The organism is Tateyamaria sp. LSS28 (assembly GCF_059611725.1).
This window is the reverse complement of record NZ_JCAPFI010000002.1, coordinates 730,894-748,388: the sequence shown is the minus strand read 5'-3', so window position 1 is coordinate 748,388 and position 17,495 is coordinate 730,894. Positions and strand designations below refer to the sequence as shown.

Genomic DNA, 17,495 nt, shown 5'->3' with positions numbered 1-17,495 from the left:
AGATAAACTTCCCCCGGAGGGTCGTTTTGCCAAGGGTCCCAGATCAGTCATAGGCGTGCCCTGCCCGCAGCCCATCCCGCACACGGTGCGCAATCTCAAGAAACTCGGATGTTTCGCGGATATCCAAGGGGCGCTCCTTTGGCAGCGTACTCTCGATCACATCCGTGATCCGTCCCGGGCGCGGCGACATCACGACGATCTTGGTCGACAGGTACACAGCCTCGGGGATCGAGTGGGTGACAAAGGCGATGGTTTTTTCCGTCCGGGCCCACAGCTGCAAAAGCTGCTCGTTCAGGTGATCCCGCACGATCTCGTCCAACGCGCCAAAGGGTTCGTCCATCAACAGGATGTCCGCATCGAATGCCAGCGCCCGCGCAATCGACGCGCGCTGCTGCATACCGCCGGACAGTTGCCATGGAAATTTCTTCTCGAACCCCGACAGCTCGACCAACTCCAAAGTCCGAGCAACCCGCTCGGCCTGTTCCGCCTTCGAGTAGCCCATGATCTCCAGCGGCAGCGAGATATTCCGCGCAATGGTTCGCCACGGATACAGCCCCGCCGCCTGAAAAACGTAACCATAGGCGCGCGCCTTGCGTGCTTCCTCGGGCGTGGTGCCATTCACAGTGATGGAGCCACCGGTGGGCTGTTCAAGGTCAGCCATGCAACGCAAGAATGTGGTCTTGCCACAGCCCGACGGACCGATGAAGGAAACAAAGTCCCCCTTGTCGATATCCAGAGAAACACCTTTGAGCGCATGCACAGGGCCGTCATTGGTTTGAAACGTCAAATCCAGCGATTTGGCTTGAATTACGTATTGTGTTGTCACTGTAGGGCCAGTCTTGCCGAAGTCTTGAAGTCAGAAGCGGATCGTTGGGTCAGCGCGACAATATCCTCTGCCGCCCGGTCTGCGTGATATGCAACGATTTGGTACCCGAGGCGATATCCAGCCCAAACCGGGTATTGCCCAGCACCAAAAAACCAGTCCGCATGATTGTACGTCTGGTCCCATGCTTCCAGGACGTCAGACGACAGTTCCGCCGCCTCGTCAAGCGATTGCTCCCACGGCTCGGGAGGTGATGCATACACCTCGCGCACAAAGACGCCTGCCAGACCTTCGCTTATCAAAGCAGCGCCCAGTGTCGTACCATATCCCGGGCCACGCCAGCGCAGGACGTGATTGATTTCGTGCGCCAGCGTACGCTCTAGGGGTTCGCCAAGATTGCCTTCGAAGGCTTCGGCTTCTGGATCAAAGGACAGATAGACCAACCAACCATTGGGCGCATATCCGACATGGCCTCGTTCCCGAATGACCCTTGGGCTGTCCTGCACAACAATATCCAGCTGATCGACGTGAGCATGCATTGACACCCGCTGATGCGTACGCGCGATGGCCTCTTCGATCGAGCCACGCCAAGGCTGCAACCGTCCGCGTGCATCTGCAACATGGGTGGTCCAGGCTGATGTCATCAAATCCCCGCCGGAATATTCAGTGGATCGCGCTCGATCATCTTGGGTGCGGTCAGCGCCTTCCACTTCGACAGCGCCACTGAAGCGCTCGGGAACGCAGGGCGCGGCACAAACTTGCCGCGTCCCGGCGCGGGTTGCGAGTTTTGCCCCCAGGCCCAGATCACCTCACCCCGGCTGAGGGTGTAACGCGATTGCGCCTTCACCTCGAACCCTTCGAACACATTGTAGTCCAGCACCGAATGGTGGTTTGTGGGGCTGATCGTCTTGGTGATCTTGGGATCCCAGACGACAATATCTGCGTCAGCACCTTCTACAATCGCTCCCTTCTTGGGATAGATATTCAGGATTTTCGCCACGTTGGTGGACGTCGTCGCAACAAATTCATTGGGTGTCAGGCGCCCTGTTTCCACCCCTTCGGTCCAAAGAACGGCCAACCGCTCCTCTAGCCCGTTCGACCCATTCGGAATGATCCGGAAGTCATCACGACCTGCACGCTTCTGTTCTGTGTTGAACGCCGCATGGTCTGTTGCCACGACCTGCAAGGATCCGGCCTGTAGACCAGCCCATAGCGAGTCCTGATGATCTTTTGACCGGAATGGCGGTGACATCACCCGCCGCGCAGCGTGGTCCCAATCCTTGTTGAAGTATTCACTCTCATCCAGCGTCAGAAACTGGATCAGAGGCTCGCCATAGACCCGCATCCCCTTCTGACGCGCGCGCCGGATAGCTTCATGCGCCTGCTCGCAGGACACGTGCACGATGTAGAGCGGAACACCCGCCGTATCGGCAATCGTGATGGCGCGGTTGGCCGCTTCACCCTCGAACTCCGGCGGCCGGGAATAGGCGTGGCCTTCAGGCCCCGTGATCCCCTGATCGAAATATTTCTGCTGCATCTCGGCCACCAGATCGCCGTTCTCGGCATGGACCATCGGCAGCGCGCCCAGCTCTGCACAGCGCTTGAAGGACGCGAACATCTCGTCATCCTCGATCATCAAGGCACCCTTGTAGGCCATGAAGTGCTTGAAGGAATTCACGCCCATGTCGACGGCATCTTTCATCTCGTTGAAGATGCTCTCGTCCCAGCCGGTGATGGCCATGTGATAGCCAACATCAGAACAGATCTGCGGCGCGGACTTGCGATGCCACTCGTTGATCGCGTTCTTGATGGACCCGTCGGCGCCAGGCAGGCAAAAATCGACGATCATCGTGGTGCCACCCACGGCGGCGGCCCACGTGCCAGACTCAAAGGTCTCGGCTGCGGTGGTGCCCATAAACGGCATTTCCAGATGGGTGTGCGGGTCTATCCCGCCGGGGATGACATAGGCACCTTCAGCGTCGATATACTCGTCACCCACCAAATCCTCGCCAATCTGCTTGATGGTCTCACCTTCAACCAGCACATCGGCCTTCCAGGTCCGGTCCGCCGTACAGACCATCCCGCCCTTGATCACCTTGGTCATGTCATCTCTCCTCTGTCAGCCGTTTCTTCTGACTGAAAATACCACGGGGTCTGGGGCAGCGCCCCAATCAAACAGATGCAAAACACCCCAACGCCAGCCCATGCACCCCAATGTCCAAAGGCCCGAAATCACTCTCCACGCACAACGAAAAGTACCCGGCGCGCGGTAAGTATACCACGCGATAGGCGCCGTCGCTGCGTGTCACGGTCCAGCAGCGCTGCGTGATGCCACCGCTGAAATTCACCGTCGTCTCGAACGGCTGCACCAAAGCGTCTTCAAAGGCCTGCACAAGCGTTCGCTCCGCCTCCGTCCCGCGCGGCGCATCCAGCGATTCCGCGGCCACCAGATCGGCGATGCGATCGGCAAGACTGAGGTCCGGGTCTATCACCCGACGATCTCCGCCGTTTCCACAACGGCATGCATCAGAACGTCGGCACCGGCTGATGCCCACTCTTTGGATATCTCTTCCGCTTCGTTGTGGCTGAGGCCATCCACGCAAGGGCACATGACCATGGCGGTGGGCGCAACCTGGTTGATCCAGCACGCATCATGCCCGGCCCCTGAAATGATATTCTGATGACTATAGCCCAACCGTTCCGCCGCTGACCGCACTGCGGTCACACAACCATCGTCAAAGGCCACGGGATCGAAGCCGCCGACCTTCTCAAAACTGATGGTCAATCCCATCTCGTCAACAATCTTCTGACCCTCGACACGCAGTCGTGCCTCCATGTCCTCGATCACACTCAACTCCGGCGACCGGAAATCGACGGTAAAGACCACCTTGCCCGGGATTACGTTGCGCGAATTCGGATAGACATCGATGTGGCCTGCGGCCCCGACGGCATGGGGGGCATGAGACCACGCGATCTCGTCCACCTTTTCAAGCACCCGCGCCATGCCGAGGCCCGCATTCTTGCGCATCGGCATGGGGGTTGAACCGGTGTGGCTGTCTTTCCCTTCGATGGTCACTTGGGTCCACGAAAGGCCCTGCCCGTGGGTGACGACACCAATATCCTTGCCTTCGGCCTCAAGGATCGGCCCCTGTTCGATGTGCAGTTCAAAGAAGGCATGCATCTTGCGCGCGCCCACCTCTTCGTCGCCACGCCAGCCGATACGCTTCAATTCGTCGCCAAACTTCTTGCCCTCCGCATCCTCGCGGTCATAGGCCCAGTCTTGCGTATGAATGCCGGCGAACACGCCGGACGACAGCATCGCGGGGGCGTAGCGTGTGCCTTCCTCATTGGTGAAGTTGGTCACAACGATCGGGTGCTTCGTTTTCACATCCAGATCGTTGAGCGTCCGAATAATCTCCAACCCGCCCAACACACCAAGCACCCCGTCATATTTGCCACCGGTGGGCTGTGTGTCGAGGTGGCTGCCCACATAAACCGGCAGCGCATCGGGGTCTGCGCCCTCACGCCGCGCAAACATGTTGCCCATCTGGTCCAGACCCATGGTACAGCCCGCCGCCTCGCACCACTCTTGGAACAAAGCCCGTCCTTCGGCATCTTCATCTGTCAGGGTCTGGCGGTTGTTGCCACCCGCCACGCCGGGACCAATCTTGGCCATCTCCATCAGGCTATCCCACAGCCGATCTCCGTTGATCCGAAGATTTTCGCCCGGTGCCGCCATGTGATGTCCCCTTTTGCCGATGGTCATCCACTTTTTGACCAATTGGTAAAGCTACGATTGCCAGCCAATGCTTTTCTGTCAAGAACTGCTTTGAACAGAATTGCCCAAGCGACATGCATCTGCCTAGACTTGCGGCAGACCTAGACACTAGGATCACCCATGCCCGACGGTATGTCGAAAAAACCCAGCCGCATTCAGATGCGCAACCGCAGCCTGATCCTCGATGCTGCACTGGATGTCTTTTCGGCGCATGGCTATCGCGGCGCAACACTCGACCAGATTGCCGACGCGGCGGGTTTGTCCAAGCCCAACATCCTCTATTACTTCTCTGGCAAAGAAGAGATTCATGTCACTCTTCTAAATCAATTGATGGAGACATGGCTCGATCCGCTCGTCGAGATGGATGCCGCAGGCGATCCGATGACCGAATTGCTGGACTACGTACGACGCAAGCTGGACATGGCCCGTGATCTGCCTCGCGAAAGCCGCCTGTTCGCAGGTGAAATTCTACAGGGCGCCCCACGCATGCTTCCTCATTTGCGGGCCGATCTAAAACCGCTGTTTAACGAGAAATGCGCCGTTATTCAGACGTGGATGGATGAAGGCAAACTTGCACAGGCCGATCCACGGCACCTTGTTTTTTCGATATGGGCCACAACACAGCACTATGCCGATTTCGACAGCCAGGTGCGCGTGCTGCTAGATGACGAACCGCATGACAGCGCGGCGCGCTTCCTGGATCAGATGTATCGCAGCCTGCTCACGCCCTGAAAACTCTGCGCGTTCCCAATGCGAGCAAGCTTAGTATCCGGTGTCCTACTCCGCTGCCGTTGCCGATGGATTGTTCGGATGCGTCGTCCAGTTCGCGTAGTCCGGCTCAACCACCTTACCTGTACGAGGGTCAGTAAGACCCGGCTCCATAGCCTCCATCGTAATGCAGTTCTCTACCGGGCAGACGTTGACGCACAGGTTGCAAGCTACGCATTCATCATCAATCACTTCGAAGACGCGGTCTTCGGACATCGATATTGCCTGGTGGGACGTGTCCTCGCACGCGGCATAGCAACGGCCACAAGAGATGCAGAGGTCTTGGTTGATCCTCGCCTTGCTCACGTAGTTCAGGTTCAGATACTGCCAGTCCGTCACGTTTGGCACAGCGCGGCCAACAAGCTCATCCACCGACGCGAAGCCCTTTTCGTCCATGTAGTCAGACAGGCCCGAAATCATCTCTTGCACGATCTTGAAACCGTAAGTCATGGCCGCCGTGCAGACCTGAACATTGCCAGCGCCAAGGGCAAGAAACTCCGCCGCGTCCTTCCAGGTGGTCACCCCTCCAATGCCGCTGATAGGCACATCACGCAGCGAAGGATCACGCGCGATCTCGGCCACCATATTCAGGGCGATAGGTTTCACCGCGGGCCCACAATACCCGCCATGCGCACCTTTGCCGTCAATCGTGGGCTCGGGCGAAAACAGGTCCAGATCTACAGATGTGATCGAGTTGATCGTGTTGATCAGCGACACGGCGTCGGCGCCGCCCGATTTGGCGGCAGAAGCTGGCTTGCGAACATCGGTAATGTTTGGTGTCAGCTTGACGATAACGGGCATGCGCGTGTGCTTCTTCACCCATCGCGTCACCATCTCGATGTATTCAGGCACTTGGCCAACAGCGCTGCCCATACCACGTTCGGACATCCCATGCGGGCAGCCGAAATTCAGCTCGACACCGTCGGCACCTGTGTCTTCGACCAATGGCAAGATACGGGCCCACGGGTCTTCCTCACACGGAACCATCAGCGACACGACCATCGCCCGATCAGGGTAGTCACGTTTGACCGCCTTGATCTCTTGCAGGTTTACCTCAAGAGGTCGGTCCGTGATCAACTCGATATTGTTCAGGCCCAAAAGCCGTCGATCAGCACCGTAGATCGCGCCATAGCGCGGCCCATTGACGTTGACGACAGGTGGCCCGGCTTCGCCCAGCGTCTTCCAGACAACGCCGCCCCACCCGGCTTCGAAAGCACGGCGCACGTTGTATTCCTTGTCCGTGGGCGGCGCCGAGGCCAGCCAGAACGGGTTGGGTGACTTGATCCCGATGAAATTGCTTTGAAGGTTTGCCATCTGTCTCTCCTCCGCTCAGCCTATCAGGCTGGCATGAATGTCCATCGCCGCATCGCGCCCTTCAGCCACGGCGGTCACAGTCAGGTCATCGCCACCCGAGGCACAATCACCTCCGGCCCAAACGCCAGCAACCGACGTACGACCAGCGCCTGTCACTGCAATCTTGCCCTTTTCAAGATCAGGCAGTCCATCGCCAACAAGCTTTTGACCAATGGCACGCAGTACCTGATCCGCCGGAATACGGATGGTTTCACCGGTGCCGGTCATGTCGTCGGTCACGTATTCGAATTCGATCTCTTGCACCGCACCGTTGCCGTACAGCGCCTTGGGCACAACGTTCGTCATGATCCGAACGCCCTTGGACGCTGCAAGGTCCTGCTCAAAGACACTCGCATTCATCCGATCCCGTCCACGTCGATAGGCCAGCGTCACATTCAAAGCACCCAACAGTTTGGACTGCACGGCCGCATCCACGGCCGTCATACCACCGCCGATCACCACAACATCGCGACCAACCGGCAGCGTGCCCAGATCAGATGCCTGCCGCAGATTGGCGATAAAATCGACGGCGTCCGACACACCTGCCTTATCGCCCCCCTCCACATCCAATGCGTTCACGCCACCCAGACCCATCCCAAGAAAGACGGCGTCAAACTCTGATTTCAACTGATCAATGCTCACATCCGCGCCCAGCGCTTTGCCGTGCTCAAGTGTGATGCCCCCAATCTGAAGCAGCCAATCCACTTCGGCCTGCGCAAAGTCCTCGGGCGTCTTGTAGGCAGCGATCCCGTATTCGTTCAGCCCGCCGGCCTTGGCCCGTGAATCATAGACGGTCACGTCATGACCCAGCATGGCCAACCTGTGGGCACAGGACAGACCCGCAGGTCCCGCCCCCACCACGGCCACCGTCTTGCCGGTGACCGCAGCACGGGAGAACGGATGAATACCCTGCTCTTGCAAATGATCCGTAGCGTAACGCTGAAGCTCACCGATCTTGACAGGCTTACCTTCGGCCAACTCGCGCACACAGGCTTCCTCGCACAGCGTTTCGGTTGGGCACACACGGGCGCACATCCCGCCCATGATGTTCTGGCTCAGGATCGTCTTGGCGGCTGCATCCGGCGTTCCGGTCGCGATCTGGCGGATGAACAGCGGAATATCGATGTCAGTCGGGCATGCCGTGATGCAAGGCGCATCATGGCAGAAGTAACAGCGATCCGCTGCAACAAGGGCTTCATGCGGATCAAGGGCTGGATGCAGGTCCGAAAAATTCTCGGAATATGCGGCATCATCCAAACGGCCCGCCGCCACACCCGGTGAGAAAGGAGATTGCGTCATGTCCGCTCCATCGCAACATTTGTTCGCTTGAAACGGTCTCACAGGTTCAAAATTTTATCAACTGGTAAAAAAGTGAGCGCTACCGACAATGCACACGTTTGCACAAAGAAGCGGCACTTTGCCGGAATCCGAAAAGCCTTGGGGAAGGTCTTGCAATGCCGCCAAACGGTGCCATATGTCGCCTTGCTACATCATCTATCGACCCACTGCTCCTTTCGGCTCAGTCACTCGATCTATTGACAACGCCAAGGCTGCCGCATGTTGCGGGCAGCACAACACAGGAGTACCGACGATGGCCAACGGCACCGTCAAGTGGTTCAACACAACCAAAGGCTACGGCTTTATCGCACCCGAAGATGGCGGCAAAGACATCTTTGTTCACATCTCGGCAGTCGAGCGTTCGGGCCTCACCGGTCTGGCAGACAACCAGAAGGTCACATTCGACCTGGAATCCGGTCGTGATGGCCGCGAAAGCGCAGTAAACATCGCTCTGGCCTGATCGGTCTGAGGATACACCAGTTTCGGGCGGTGCATCTCACGATGCGCCGCTTTTTTTGTTCGTATTCGGAGGGCGTTAGGCACGGACAAGTCCCGGAAAAAGATACCAAGCCCGTCAACCTACTTCTTCTGACAAGAAATACGGCGGGGAGTCGCGGCAGCGACGGGGCAGAGCCCCCAAAAAATCGTGTCGCGCAGCGGCAATTGGATCACGGCCCGTCCCAATCCACACCGACCGCCTCTTCGATATACAAGCGCCCATCGGGCCACGGCTGCATCAACGCTTTTGCGGCGTCCAGATCATCACTCATCCACGTGTGAACATCTTCAAGCTCCAGCAACACGCCCATCCGGTGGTGGATCGGTGCGACGTCGCCATTCGGCTCACAGGTCACGGCGGCCACCTGCGGCACTTGCAAACCACCCGGCGCCGTCCAAACATCTGTGATCGCGGCGAAATACAGAAAACCGCCCTCCTTGGGTGCAATCCGCCACGCGGTCTTGCGCCGCTTCTCACCTGTCCACTCATACCAGCCATTGACCGGGATCACGGCGCGACCAACACCATCAAAGGCTGACTTGTCGAACACCGTCTCGGACCGCGCGTTGATGATCTGCTCCATCACCGGACGGCCCCGTGCATTCACCCGTCCCACAGGCACAATGCCCCACCGCATACGTTTCAAAGCACCATCAAATACAATGATCTCCTGACTGGGCGAGACGTTGTGACGGGCAGGCTCATTGTCAACCGTCCCCGCGGGGACACCGAGGGCCGTCGCCAAATCCGACACGGGGTCCGTGAAAAAGAACCGCCCGGGCATCCCTATTCAACCCGCGCAATCAAAGCTTGCACGCTTGGCGCCAAACCCTCGACAATCCGCGCGACACCTTCCGCATTGGGGTGAATGCCATCCGGTTGCATGAAGTTTTGGACATCCGACGGAGCCGTGTCAGGGCCACCGAGTCCCGCGAAAAAGCTTTCGGCGTACAGAGTGTCGAATGACTGCGCGATGTCCGGGTACATCGCATCGAACGCCTGTTTGTAATCTGGGCCATAGTTTCCTGGGGCCTCCATACCCACAACCAACACCTCGACATCGGCATCGCGTGCCGCCTGCACAATGCCTTCAAGATTGGCGCGGCTCACTTCCGGTGCGATCCCTCTCAAAAGGTCATTGCCACCAAGCGTCACAATCATCGCGTCCACTTCGGGTGTCAGTGTCCAGGCCATCCGGCTCAAGCCACCTTGGGTCGTATCGCCGGATACACCTGCATTGATGATGTCCACATCATGGCCCGCATCCTCCAACCACGCCTCAAGCTGAGGCACGAACCCCTGTTCGACAGGAAGGCCGTAGCCCTGGGTCAGGCTGTCGCCCAACGCCGCTATGGTCACCGGCTCAGCCCATGCCGCTCCAGCCCATAGACTGAAGACAATTGCACCTGTCACCTTGCCCATGTTGATCCGATCTCCATATGACCCCGTAGACGATATAAAGGCCGCCGAGCATGCCCGATCCAGCCCTGTCACTTAAAAATGCAGCACTCAGCCTCGATGGCAATGCCGGGCGGGTGGATATCCTGCACGGCATCACACTGGACATCGCAAAAGGCGAGACCGTCGGACTGGTGGGTCCATCAGGGTCGGGCAAGTCCTCCTTGCTCATGGTGATGGGTGGATTGGAGCGGGCGACGGGCGGCACAATCACCGCGCTCGGCCAAGACCTGACCAACATGAACGAAGACGCGCTCGCCCGCTTTCGCCGCGGCCATATGGGGGTCGTGTTTCAAAGCTTTCATTTGATCCCGACCATGACCGCTCTCGAAAATGTGGCGACGCCACTGGAGCTGGCAGGCGCGCGCGATGCGTTCGACAGGGCCGAAGCCGAGCTTAAGGCGGTTGGCCTCGCCCACCGCAGCGGTCACTACCCAAGCCAGATGTCGGGGGGAGAGCAGCAGCGGGTGGCGCTGGCCCGCGCCCTCGTAACACGGCCCGAGATTCTGCTTGCGGATGAACCCACCGGAAACCTCGATGGCGCCAATGGGCAGGCAATCATGGATCTCCTCTTTGCCCTGCGCGACCGGCATGGGGCGACGCTGGTGCTTGTCACCCACGCGCCCGAGCTTGCTGCCCGCTGCGACCGCGTGATCCGACTGGCCGATGGCCGGATCGAAGGACCGGTGAAGGCTGCCGCTGAATGAGCATCGCAACATCTGCCCGCTTTGCCCGCCGCGAATTGCGCGGAGGTCTGCGCGGTTTTCGCATCTTTCTGGCGTGTCTTGCCCTTGGTGTCGCTGCCATCGCGGCGGTCGGCTCGGTCCGCTCGGCCATTGAGGCCGGTCTGGAGCGGGAAGGTGCAGCACTGCTGGGTGGCGATGCCGAACTGGATTTCACCTATCGCTTTGCCACTGACGCTGAACGCGCATGGATGGACGAGGTCGCTGACACCGTATCGGAGATTGCTGATTTCCGGTCCATGGCCGTGGTTGATCGAAATGGGGAAACGGAGCGCGGGCTGGCGCAGATCAAGGCGGTCGATGGCGCCTATCCCCTTGTCGGCGCAGTGGAGTTGACCCCCCATATGCAACTGCCGGACGCGCTTGCGGGCGTAGATGGCCTACCGGGTGCGGTGATGGAAAATGCCCTGATCGACCGACTGAGCTTGGTCATCGGCGATACATTCCGTCTGGGCACCCAAGACTTCGTGCTGATGGCGACGCTCGCGCGCGAACCCGACAGCGCAGCAGGTGGTTTTGGCCTTGGGCCACGCACCATCGTGCTGCGTAGCGCGCTTGAGAATGCCCAACTCCTCGCTCCGGGCACATTGTTCAATTCCAAGTACCGGCTGGACCTGCCCGACGGCACGGGCCTTGCCACGTTGGAAGCACAGGCACGTAATCAGTTCGAAGCCACTGGCATGCGGTGGACAGACGCACGCAACGGCGCGCCCGGTGTGGCCGAGTTCGTTGACCGCTTGGGCGCGTTCCTTGTTCTGGTCGGCCTCTCCGGTCTCGCTGTGGGTGGGGTCGGTGTATCGGCGGCTGTGCGTGCCTACCTCGCTGGTAAAACCTCTGTCATTGCGACCTTGCGGACGCTGGGGGCCGAGCGTCGGGTCATCTTTCAAACCTACTTCTTGCAAATTGGCGTGCTGTCCCTGTTGGGCATCATCATTGGCCTTGCTTTGGGCGCGATCGTCCCTGTCGCTCTGGCGCCGATCATTGAGGCCCGCCTTCCCATCCCGGCCAGTTTCACGATCTATCCAACCCCACTTTTCGAAGCAGCGATCTACGGGCTGTTGACCGCCTTTGTGTTCACCCTGTGGCCGCTGGCCCGGGCCGAGGATGTGCGGGCCGCCACCCTGTTCAGGGATGCACTGGACAAGGCGCGGCTGCTTCCCCGTCCAAACTATCTGCTCTGGATCGGCCTTGGACTTTGCGCGCTGATTGGCATCGCCGGTGTGTTTTCCGGGACATGGAGGCTGACATTGTGGACGGCAGGCGGCATCGCATTTGCACTGTGCCTGCTCGCTCTTGCTGCGACACTGATCCGCTGGCTGTCACGCAAGATCGCACCGCGGGCCAAGGGGCGCCCGGCCCTGCGGTGGGCGCTCGGAGCTATCTCGGGCACGCGCGAAGGGGCGGCATCAGTGGTCTTGTCCCTTGGCCTAGGCCTGTCGGTCCTTGCAGCCGTGGGGCAGATCGATGGCAACCTGCGCAACGCGATCACGGGCAACCTGCCCGACGTGGCGCCCAGCTATTTCTTCGTCGACATCCAGCGCGACCAGATGCAGGGCTACACTGAGCGGCTGGAAAATGACCCAGCCGTCAGCCGCATCGAAAGTGCCCCGATGCTGCGCGGGATCATCACGCAAATCAACGGTCAGCGCGCGGCAGACGTGGCGGGCGATCACTGGGTTCTGTCGGGCGATCGGGGCGTCACCTATTCCGAAGAACCTTCGGAAAACACGCGGATCACCGATGGTGAATGGTGGCCCGAAGGGTATTCAGGCACACCACAGATCAGCTTTGCCGCGGAAGAGGCGGAAGAAATGGGGCTGTCCATCGGTGACAGTATGACCATCAACATTCTGGGCCGCGACATCACCGGCACCGTCACGTCGTTCCGCGAGGTCGACTTTTCCACCGCAGGCATTGGCTTTATCCTGTCGATGAACCCATCCGCCTTGCAGGGCGCACCGCACACTTTCATCTCGACCGTCTATGCCCAGGATCAGGCGGAAACCCAGATTCTACGCGACATTGCAAACGCCTATCCGAACGTGACAGCCATCCGGGTAAGGGACGCCATCGACCGGGTAAGCGAGGTCCTCTCGGGCCTCGCCGCGGCAACGTCCTATGGCGCGGCGGCAACGCTTCTGACCGGCTTTCTGGTCCTGATCGGTGCAGCGGCGGCGGGCACGCAGGCCCGCACCTATGAAGCGGCAGTTCTCAAGACACTAGGCGCGACACGCCAACGCATTCTGCTCAGTTTTGCAACTCGGGCGGCGCTTTTGGGGCTGGGCGCAGGCGCGGTGGCATTGGCCGCAGGGATCGCGGGTGGTTGGGCAGTCAGCACCTACGTTATGGAAACGGATTTCGCGGTGATCTGGCCGTCGGCCTTCGCGATCGTGATCGGCGGGGTTTCGGCCACACTGATTGCGGGTCTTGCCTTTGCCTGGGGTCCACTCGCGGCACGGCCTGCCCAGGTGTTGCGCGGACGAGAATAAGTCGCGTTGCGGCACTGCGACCAAGCGTGGCACACCCGCGTCAAGTATTGGAATCGAGGATGTTGTCATGACCGATCAGTTGCCCATGCCCGTGACCGCCCCCCTGTCGCAGGCCCAGAAAACACAGATCATCAATCTGATCCGGCGTGCCGCCCGAGCAGAGATCATGCCGCGCTTCCGTCGGCTCGATGCAGGCGAGATTGACACCAAACGGGACGAAACTGATCTTGTGACCCAGGCCGACATCGCCGCCGAAGCCATGATCACCAGGGGTCTGCAAATGGCGTTCCCTCACGCGTTGGTGATCGGCGAGGAGGCGGTGTCGCGCAAACCCGATCTGCTTGACGGTGTCGGCGAGGCCGAGCTGTGCTTTATCATCGACCCAGTGGACGGCACCTGGAACTTTGCCAAGAACATGCCGCTCTTCGGCACGATGGTGGCCGTTTGCCGATTTGGCCAACCCGTATTCGGTTTGATCTATGACCCCGTGGGAGACGATCTGATCATGGCCGACAACACCTCGCCCGCTGTCTGGCAAACACAAACCGGGCGCTTGCGCGGTATCGAGACGGCGCAGCCCAAACCGCTGGACCAACTTGCAGGCTATGCGCATATCCGCCTGATGCCGCCAGCAGATCGGGCGCTGATGTGGACCAAGGTGGGCGCACTCGCCTTTATCGGCAGCTTGCGCTGTTCAGCCCATGAATATCGCCTTCTTGCAACAGGGGCGGTGGATTTTGTCCTATCCGGCCACCTCAACAGCTGGGACCATGCCGCAGGCGCTTTGATCTGCCAGCAAGCAGACGGCAAAGCGGCCATGCTTGACGGATCGGACTATAACGCGACCGTCAAGACGGGGTATCTGCTTGCCGCCTCGTCACCGGAAGTGTGGGGCGTTGTGGCAGCACATTTTGCCGACTTGATGTCTGACACATGACACCCTGGTTTTTTGGCTATGGCAGCCTCGTCAACCGTGCCACCCATAACTACCCACAAGCGCAGCACGCGACACTCAAGGGCTGGCGCCGTGTCTGGGTGCGGACGGCGCTGCGTGACGTTGTTTTTCTGTCCGCGCGTCCGGCAGAAGGCCACAGCATCAAAGGGTTGATCGCTTCTGTTCCCGGCGCAGATTGGGCGGCGCTGGATCTGCGTGAAACCGGTTATGACCGGGTCGACGCGACCCATGCCGTGCAGCATCAGGCCGGAGCGAGCGACATCGCCGTATACCAGGTGCCGACCGATACCCAACGCGAGGGCGGAGATCATCACATCCTGCTGAGCTACCTGGACGTTGTGGTGCAAGGCTTCCACCGCGAATTCGGAGAAGCAGGGGCGGAGCATTTCTTTGCCACCACCGATGGCTGGAACACTTCTGTGTATGACGACAGGACCGCACCGCTCTATCCGCGCGCGCAACAGCTTACAAAAGCAGAACGCGCTCTGACAGACAGACTACTTGCGCAGGTTCAATAGGGACAGAAGCCGCCCCTCGCGCTCAAAGCTGTCGCGTGTCACCGCACCACCATCCGCCGCGATCACGCGCAGGGCCAAGACCCATGCGATGCTGCCAAAGACGACGCCTGCCAGCGCCTGCCCGATCAACACGCCAGGGGCACCGAACAAGTGCGCGCCAAGCCATACCAGTGGAATCATGGCAACGGTGTTGCGACCCCAATTCATCCATGTCGAATAGAACGGGTGTCCGAGATTGTTGAACGCGGCATTGGCCACGAAAAGCACTCCGTTGAAAAAGAACAGCAGCGCGAGCGGTCCGCAAAACAGGAACACCAGATCTCGGGTTACGCCGGTCGCATCGAAAAGATCGGAAATCGGACCCCGCAAAACGAATAGGGCGCCAGCGATCACGAAAATCACAAGCCCGGCAAAAATCAGCGCGGCATTGAAACCGGACCGGACCCGGTCGTGTCGCCCGGCCCCAAAGTTCTGGCCAAGGATGGGGCCAACCGCCCCCGACAAGGCAAAAATCACGGCAAAGGAAAGCGGCATCAACCGCCCCACGATGGCCATGCCGGCCACAGCTTCCAACCCGTACTGCGCCATTGATCGCGTTACGATGGCCTGACCGACGGGCGTTGCAAACTGTGTCAGGATCGCCGGGAAACCAATGGTGACCAAGGGGCGCAGGTCGCCGACCATCCCGCGCAGATCGGGGCGCGGCAGACCACCATGATAACGCAGGATCGGTAGCAATGCCGCTGTTCCGATGGCAACGCGCGCCGCGACCGATGCAAGTGCCGCTCCGGTCAGGTCCAGCCCCAGCCCGAAAATCAGGATCGGATCCAAAACGGCGTTCACGCCGCCGCCCCAAATGGTTGCCATCATGGCCCGCCGCGCATCTCCATAGGCCCGCAGAATGCCACTGCCCATCATACCCACCACAAGAAACGGCAGGGACGGAACAATGATCTGAAGATACCCTTGCGCAAGGAGGGCAGTTTCACCTTCTGCGCCGATCCAAGCCACGAAAGTTGGAATGTTCCACCAGACAAATGCCGAAAACAGCACGCCAAAGCCGATACCATAAGCCAGCCCATGCGCGCTGCGGGTCCGCGCACGGGCTTCGTCTCCCGCCCCGAGATCGCGTGCGACAAGCGCACCGACAGCAATGGCCATCCCAATGGAAAACGAAGTGGTAAAGAACAGGATCGACCCGGCATAGCCAACCGCCGCCGCCAACTCGGCCTTGCCCAGCATCGAGATGAAAACCATGTCGATAAAGTCGACCAGAAACACCGCCATCAATCCGATGGTCGAAGTCAGCGACATCACCGTCACATGGCGCAGAAGCGACCCGGACAGGAACTTCGCCTGCGCCTCAGCCACGGGTGGCCCTCTTCATCTTGCCAAGTAAACTTCCCCCGGAGGGCCGCTGTCCAAAAGCGCCCTCCACCGGGGTCATGCGCGGGCCTTCACAACCTGCAGAAGCGGCATGAGCGATCCCATGTCGGGCCCGTGCCGCTGCCCGGTCAAGGCCAGACGCAACGGCATGAACAGGCCACGCCCCTTGCGGCCAGTCGCAGCTTTGACCGCACCGGTCCATGCGCCCCATGTGTCACCGTCAAAGGGGCCTTGGGGCAGCAAGGTCATCGCCTGGGCCACGAAATCCTTGTCTTCATCTTCGATCACCGGATCCGCCCCATCACGGCACAGTGCCCACCACGTGGCAATATCTGCGCGCGTCGCAATGTTCTCCCGGATCACGGACCAAAACGCCTCTTGCTGATCGGCAGGTACACCCGCAGCATCCAGATCGCCCTGTACCGCCTCGACCGAAAGGCTCTGCAAGTAGCGGCTGGTCAGCGGGTCAATATCGGCAACGTCGAACTTCGTCGGCGCAGTACCAAACTGACTGACATCAAACCCGTCGATCAGGCTTTCCATGTCCGTGCGCAACTCAACCGTATCAGATGACCCCAGGCGGGCCAAAAGGCTCAGCACGGCCATGGGTTCGACGCCATTGGCACGCAAATCGCGCAGAGCCAACGTGCCCAAACGCTTCGACAGCGCCTCGCCCTGCGGGCCGGTCAACAGCGAATGGTGGGCAAAGCGCGGTGCAGTGCCGCCCAGCGCCTCGATGATCTGGATTTGCGTGGCCGTGTTGGTCACGTGGTCCGATCCACGCACTACATCCGTCACGCCCATTTCTGTGTCATCCACGACCGAAGCGATGGTGTATAAGACCTGCCCGTCACCACGGATCAGAACCGGGTCAGAGACACTGGCCGCATCAATGCTGACATCGCCGATGATACCATCGGTCCATTCGATGCGTTCGTGATCCAGCTTGAAGCGCCAAACGCCTTGACCACGCTCGGCACGCAAGGCGGCCTTTTCATCTTCACTTAAGGCCAGCGCCGCCCGGTCATAGACCGGCGGCTTGCCCATGTTCAGCTGTTTCTTGCGTTTCAGATCCAGTTCGGTCGGCGTCTCGAACGCCTCATAGAACCGCCCGATCTCGCGCAGCTTGTCAGCGGCGGCGGCATAGCGGTCCAGTCGCTCCGATTGCCGCTCAATCCGGTCCCAATGCAGGCCCAGCCACTCCATGTCCTGTTTGATGCCATCGACATATTCTTCTTTCGACCGCTCCGGGTCGGTGTCGTCGATACGCAGGATGAACGTTCCACCCGCCTTGCGGGCAATCAGGTAGTTCATCAATGCCGTCCGCAGGTTGCCGATATGCAGGTAACCGGTGGGGGATGGGGCAAAACGGGTGGTGGTCATGGCG

At 59.8% G+C, this 17,495-nt stretch carries 17 protein-coding genes; 6 read left to right on the top strand and 11 right to left on the bottom strand.

Annotation, left to right across the window (positions count from 1 at the left end; all coding sequences use genetic code 11):
• Positions 1 to 43: 43 nt before the first annotated feature.
• The 5 genes from AC53L6_RS08225 to AC53L6_RS08205 all read right to left on the bottom strand — a co-directional run bounded on the left by AC53L6_RS08225 (position 44) and on the right by AC53L6_RS08205 (position 4,562).
• On the bottom strand, positions 44 to 826 hold the full coding sequence (locus tag AC53L6_RS08225) for an ABC transporter ATP-binding protein (protein WP_496907496.1): 783 nt from the start codon (positions 824 to 826) through the stop codon (positions 44 to 46).
• A complete protein-coding gene (locus tag AC53L6_RS08220) occupies positions 823 to 1,467 on the bottom strand; it encodes a DUF2268 domain-containing putative Zn-dependent protease (protein WP_496907495.1) in 645 nt (214 codons plus the stop codon). Before AC53L6_RS08220 ends, AC53L6_RS08225 begins: the two co-directional genes overlap by 4 nt.
• Complete coding sequence (hydA, locus tag AC53L6_RS08215) at positions 1,467 to 2,927, bottom strand: dihydropyrimidinase (RefSeq protein ID WP_496907494.1); 1,461 nt, start codon at positions 2,925 to 2,927, stop codon at positions 1,467 to 1,469. Before hydA ends, AC53L6_RS08220 begins: the two co-directional genes overlap by 1 nt.
• A 67-nt stretch (positions 2,928 to 2,994) precedes the next feature.
• The gene (locus AC53L6_RS08210; RefSeq protein ID WP_496907493.1) at positions 2,995 to 3,315 is read right to left on the bottom strand and encodes a hypothetical protein; all 321 of its coding nucleotides are present in this window, start codon (positions 3,313 to 3,315) and stop codon (positions 2,995 to 2,997) included.
• Positions 3,312 to 4,562, bottom strand: coding sequence for a Zn-dependent hydrolase (locus tag AC53L6_RS08205; RefSeq protein ID WP_496907549.1), 1,251 nt, complete (start codon positions 4,560 to 4,562; stop codon positions 3,312 to 3,314). Before AC53L6_RS08205 ends, AC53L6_RS08210 begins: the two co-directional genes overlap by 4 nt.
• A 159-nt stretch (positions 4,563 to 4,721) precedes the next feature.
• Between AC53L6_RS08205 and AC53L6_RS08200 the strand changes: the two genes are divergently transcribed.
• Entirely contained in the window at positions 4,722 to 5,333 is a 612-nt protein-coding gene (locus AC53L6_RS08200) for a TetR family transcriptional regulator C-terminal domain-containing protein (RefSeq protein ID WP_496907492.1), read from the top strand.
• Positions 5,334 to 5,378: 45 nt separating this feature from the next.
• Here AC53L6_RS08200 and preA read toward each other — a convergent pair whose 3' ends face one another.
• Both preA and AC53L6_RS08190 read right to left on the bottom strand, forming a co-directional pair.
• Complete coding sequence (preA, locus tag AC53L6_RS08195; protein ID WP_496907491.1) at positions 5,379 to 6,683, bottom strand: NAD-dependent dihydropyrimidine dehydrogenase subunit PreA; 1,305 nt, start codon at positions 6,681 to 6,683, stop codon at positions 5,379 to 5,381.
• Positions 6,684 to 6,698: 15 nt separating this feature from the next.
• Positions 6,699 to 8,021, bottom strand: a complete 1,323-nt coding sequence (locus AC53L6_RS08190) for an NAD(P)-dependent oxidoreductase (RefSeq protein WP_496907490.1) — start codon at positions 8,019 to 8,021, stop codon at positions 6,699 to 6,701.
• 292 nt (positions 8,022 to 8,313) lie between these two features.
• On the opposite strand from AC53L6_RS08190, the gene AC53L6_RS08185 reads away from it, so the two are divergent.
• Entirely contained in the window at positions 8,314 to 8,520 is a 207-nt protein-coding gene (locus AC53L6_RS08185) for a cold-shock protein (RefSeq protein ID WP_189367848.1), read from the top strand.
• A 208-nt stretch (positions 8,521 to 8,728) separates the two neighbouring features.
• On the opposite strand, the gene AC53L6_RS08180 is transcribed toward AC53L6_RS08185, so the two are convergent.
• Together AC53L6_RS08180 and AC53L6_RS08175 are read right to left on the bottom strand one after the other, a co-directional pair.
• Positions 8,729 to 9,343 (bottom strand): SOS response-associated peptidase, encoded by a 615-nt coding sequence (locus AC53L6_RS08180; RefSeq protein ID WP_496907489.1) that lies wholly within the window; start codon positions 9,341 to 9,343, stop codon positions 8,729 to 8,731.
• A 2-nt stretch (positions 9,344 to 9,345) separates the two neighbouring features.
• Positions 9,346 to 9,981, bottom strand: a complete 636-nt coding sequence (locus AC53L6_RS08175) for an arylesterase (RefSeq protein WP_496907488.1) — start codon at positions 9,979 to 9,981, stop codon at positions 9,346 to 9,348.
• 50 nt (positions 9,982 to 10,031) lie between these two features.
• Between AC53L6_RS08175 and AC53L6_RS08170 the strand changes: the two genes are divergently transcribed.
• From AC53L6_RS08170 to AC53L6_RS08155, 4 genes are all read left to right on the top strand, one after another.
• Complete coding sequence (locus tag AC53L6_RS08170; protein WP_496907487.1) at positions 10,032 to 10,724, top strand: ABC transporter ATP-binding protein; 693 nt, start codon at positions 10,032 to 10,034, stop codon at positions 10,722 to 10,724.
• Positions 10,721 to 13,249, top strand: a complete 2,529-nt coding sequence (locus AC53L6_RS08165; RefSeq protein ID WP_496907486.1) for an ABC transporter permease — start codon at positions 10,721 to 10,723, stop codon at positions 13,247 to 13,249. Before AC53L6_RS08170 ends, AC53L6_RS08165 begins: the two co-directional genes overlap by 4 nt.
• Positions 13,250 to 13,316: 67 nt before the next feature.
• Positions 13,317 to 14,186, top strand: coding sequence for an inositol monophosphatase family protein (locus tag AC53L6_RS08160; protein WP_299208435.1), 870 nt, complete (start codon positions 13,317 to 13,319; stop codon positions 14,184 to 14,186).
• On the top strand, positions 14,183 to 14,722 hold the full coding sequence (locus tag AC53L6_RS08155; protein WP_496907485.1) for a gamma-glutamylcyclotransferase family protein: 540 nt from the start codon (positions 14,183 to 14,185) through the stop codon (positions 14,720 to 14,722). The genes AC53L6_RS08160 and AC53L6_RS08155 overlap by 4 nt, the downstream gene beginning before the upstream one ends.
• Here AC53L6_RS08155 and AC53L6_RS08150 read toward each other — a convergent pair.
• Complete coding sequence (locus tag AC53L6_RS08150) at positions 14,702 to 16,093, bottom strand: MATE family efflux transporter (protein WP_299208433.1); 1,392 nt, start codon at positions 16,091 to 16,093, stop codon at positions 14,702 to 14,704. The two genes, AC53L6_RS08155 and AC53L6_RS08150, sit on opposite strands and share 21 nt — an antisense overlap.
• A gap of 72 nt (positions 16,094 to 16,165) precedes the next feature.
• Positions 16,166 to 17,491, bottom strand: coding sequence for a glutamate--tRNA ligase (gene gltX / locus AC53L6_RS08145; protein ID WP_496907484.1), 1,326 nt, complete (start codon positions 17,489 to 17,491; stop codon positions 16,166 to 16,168).
• Positions 17,492 to 17,495: the final 4 nt, after the last annotated feature.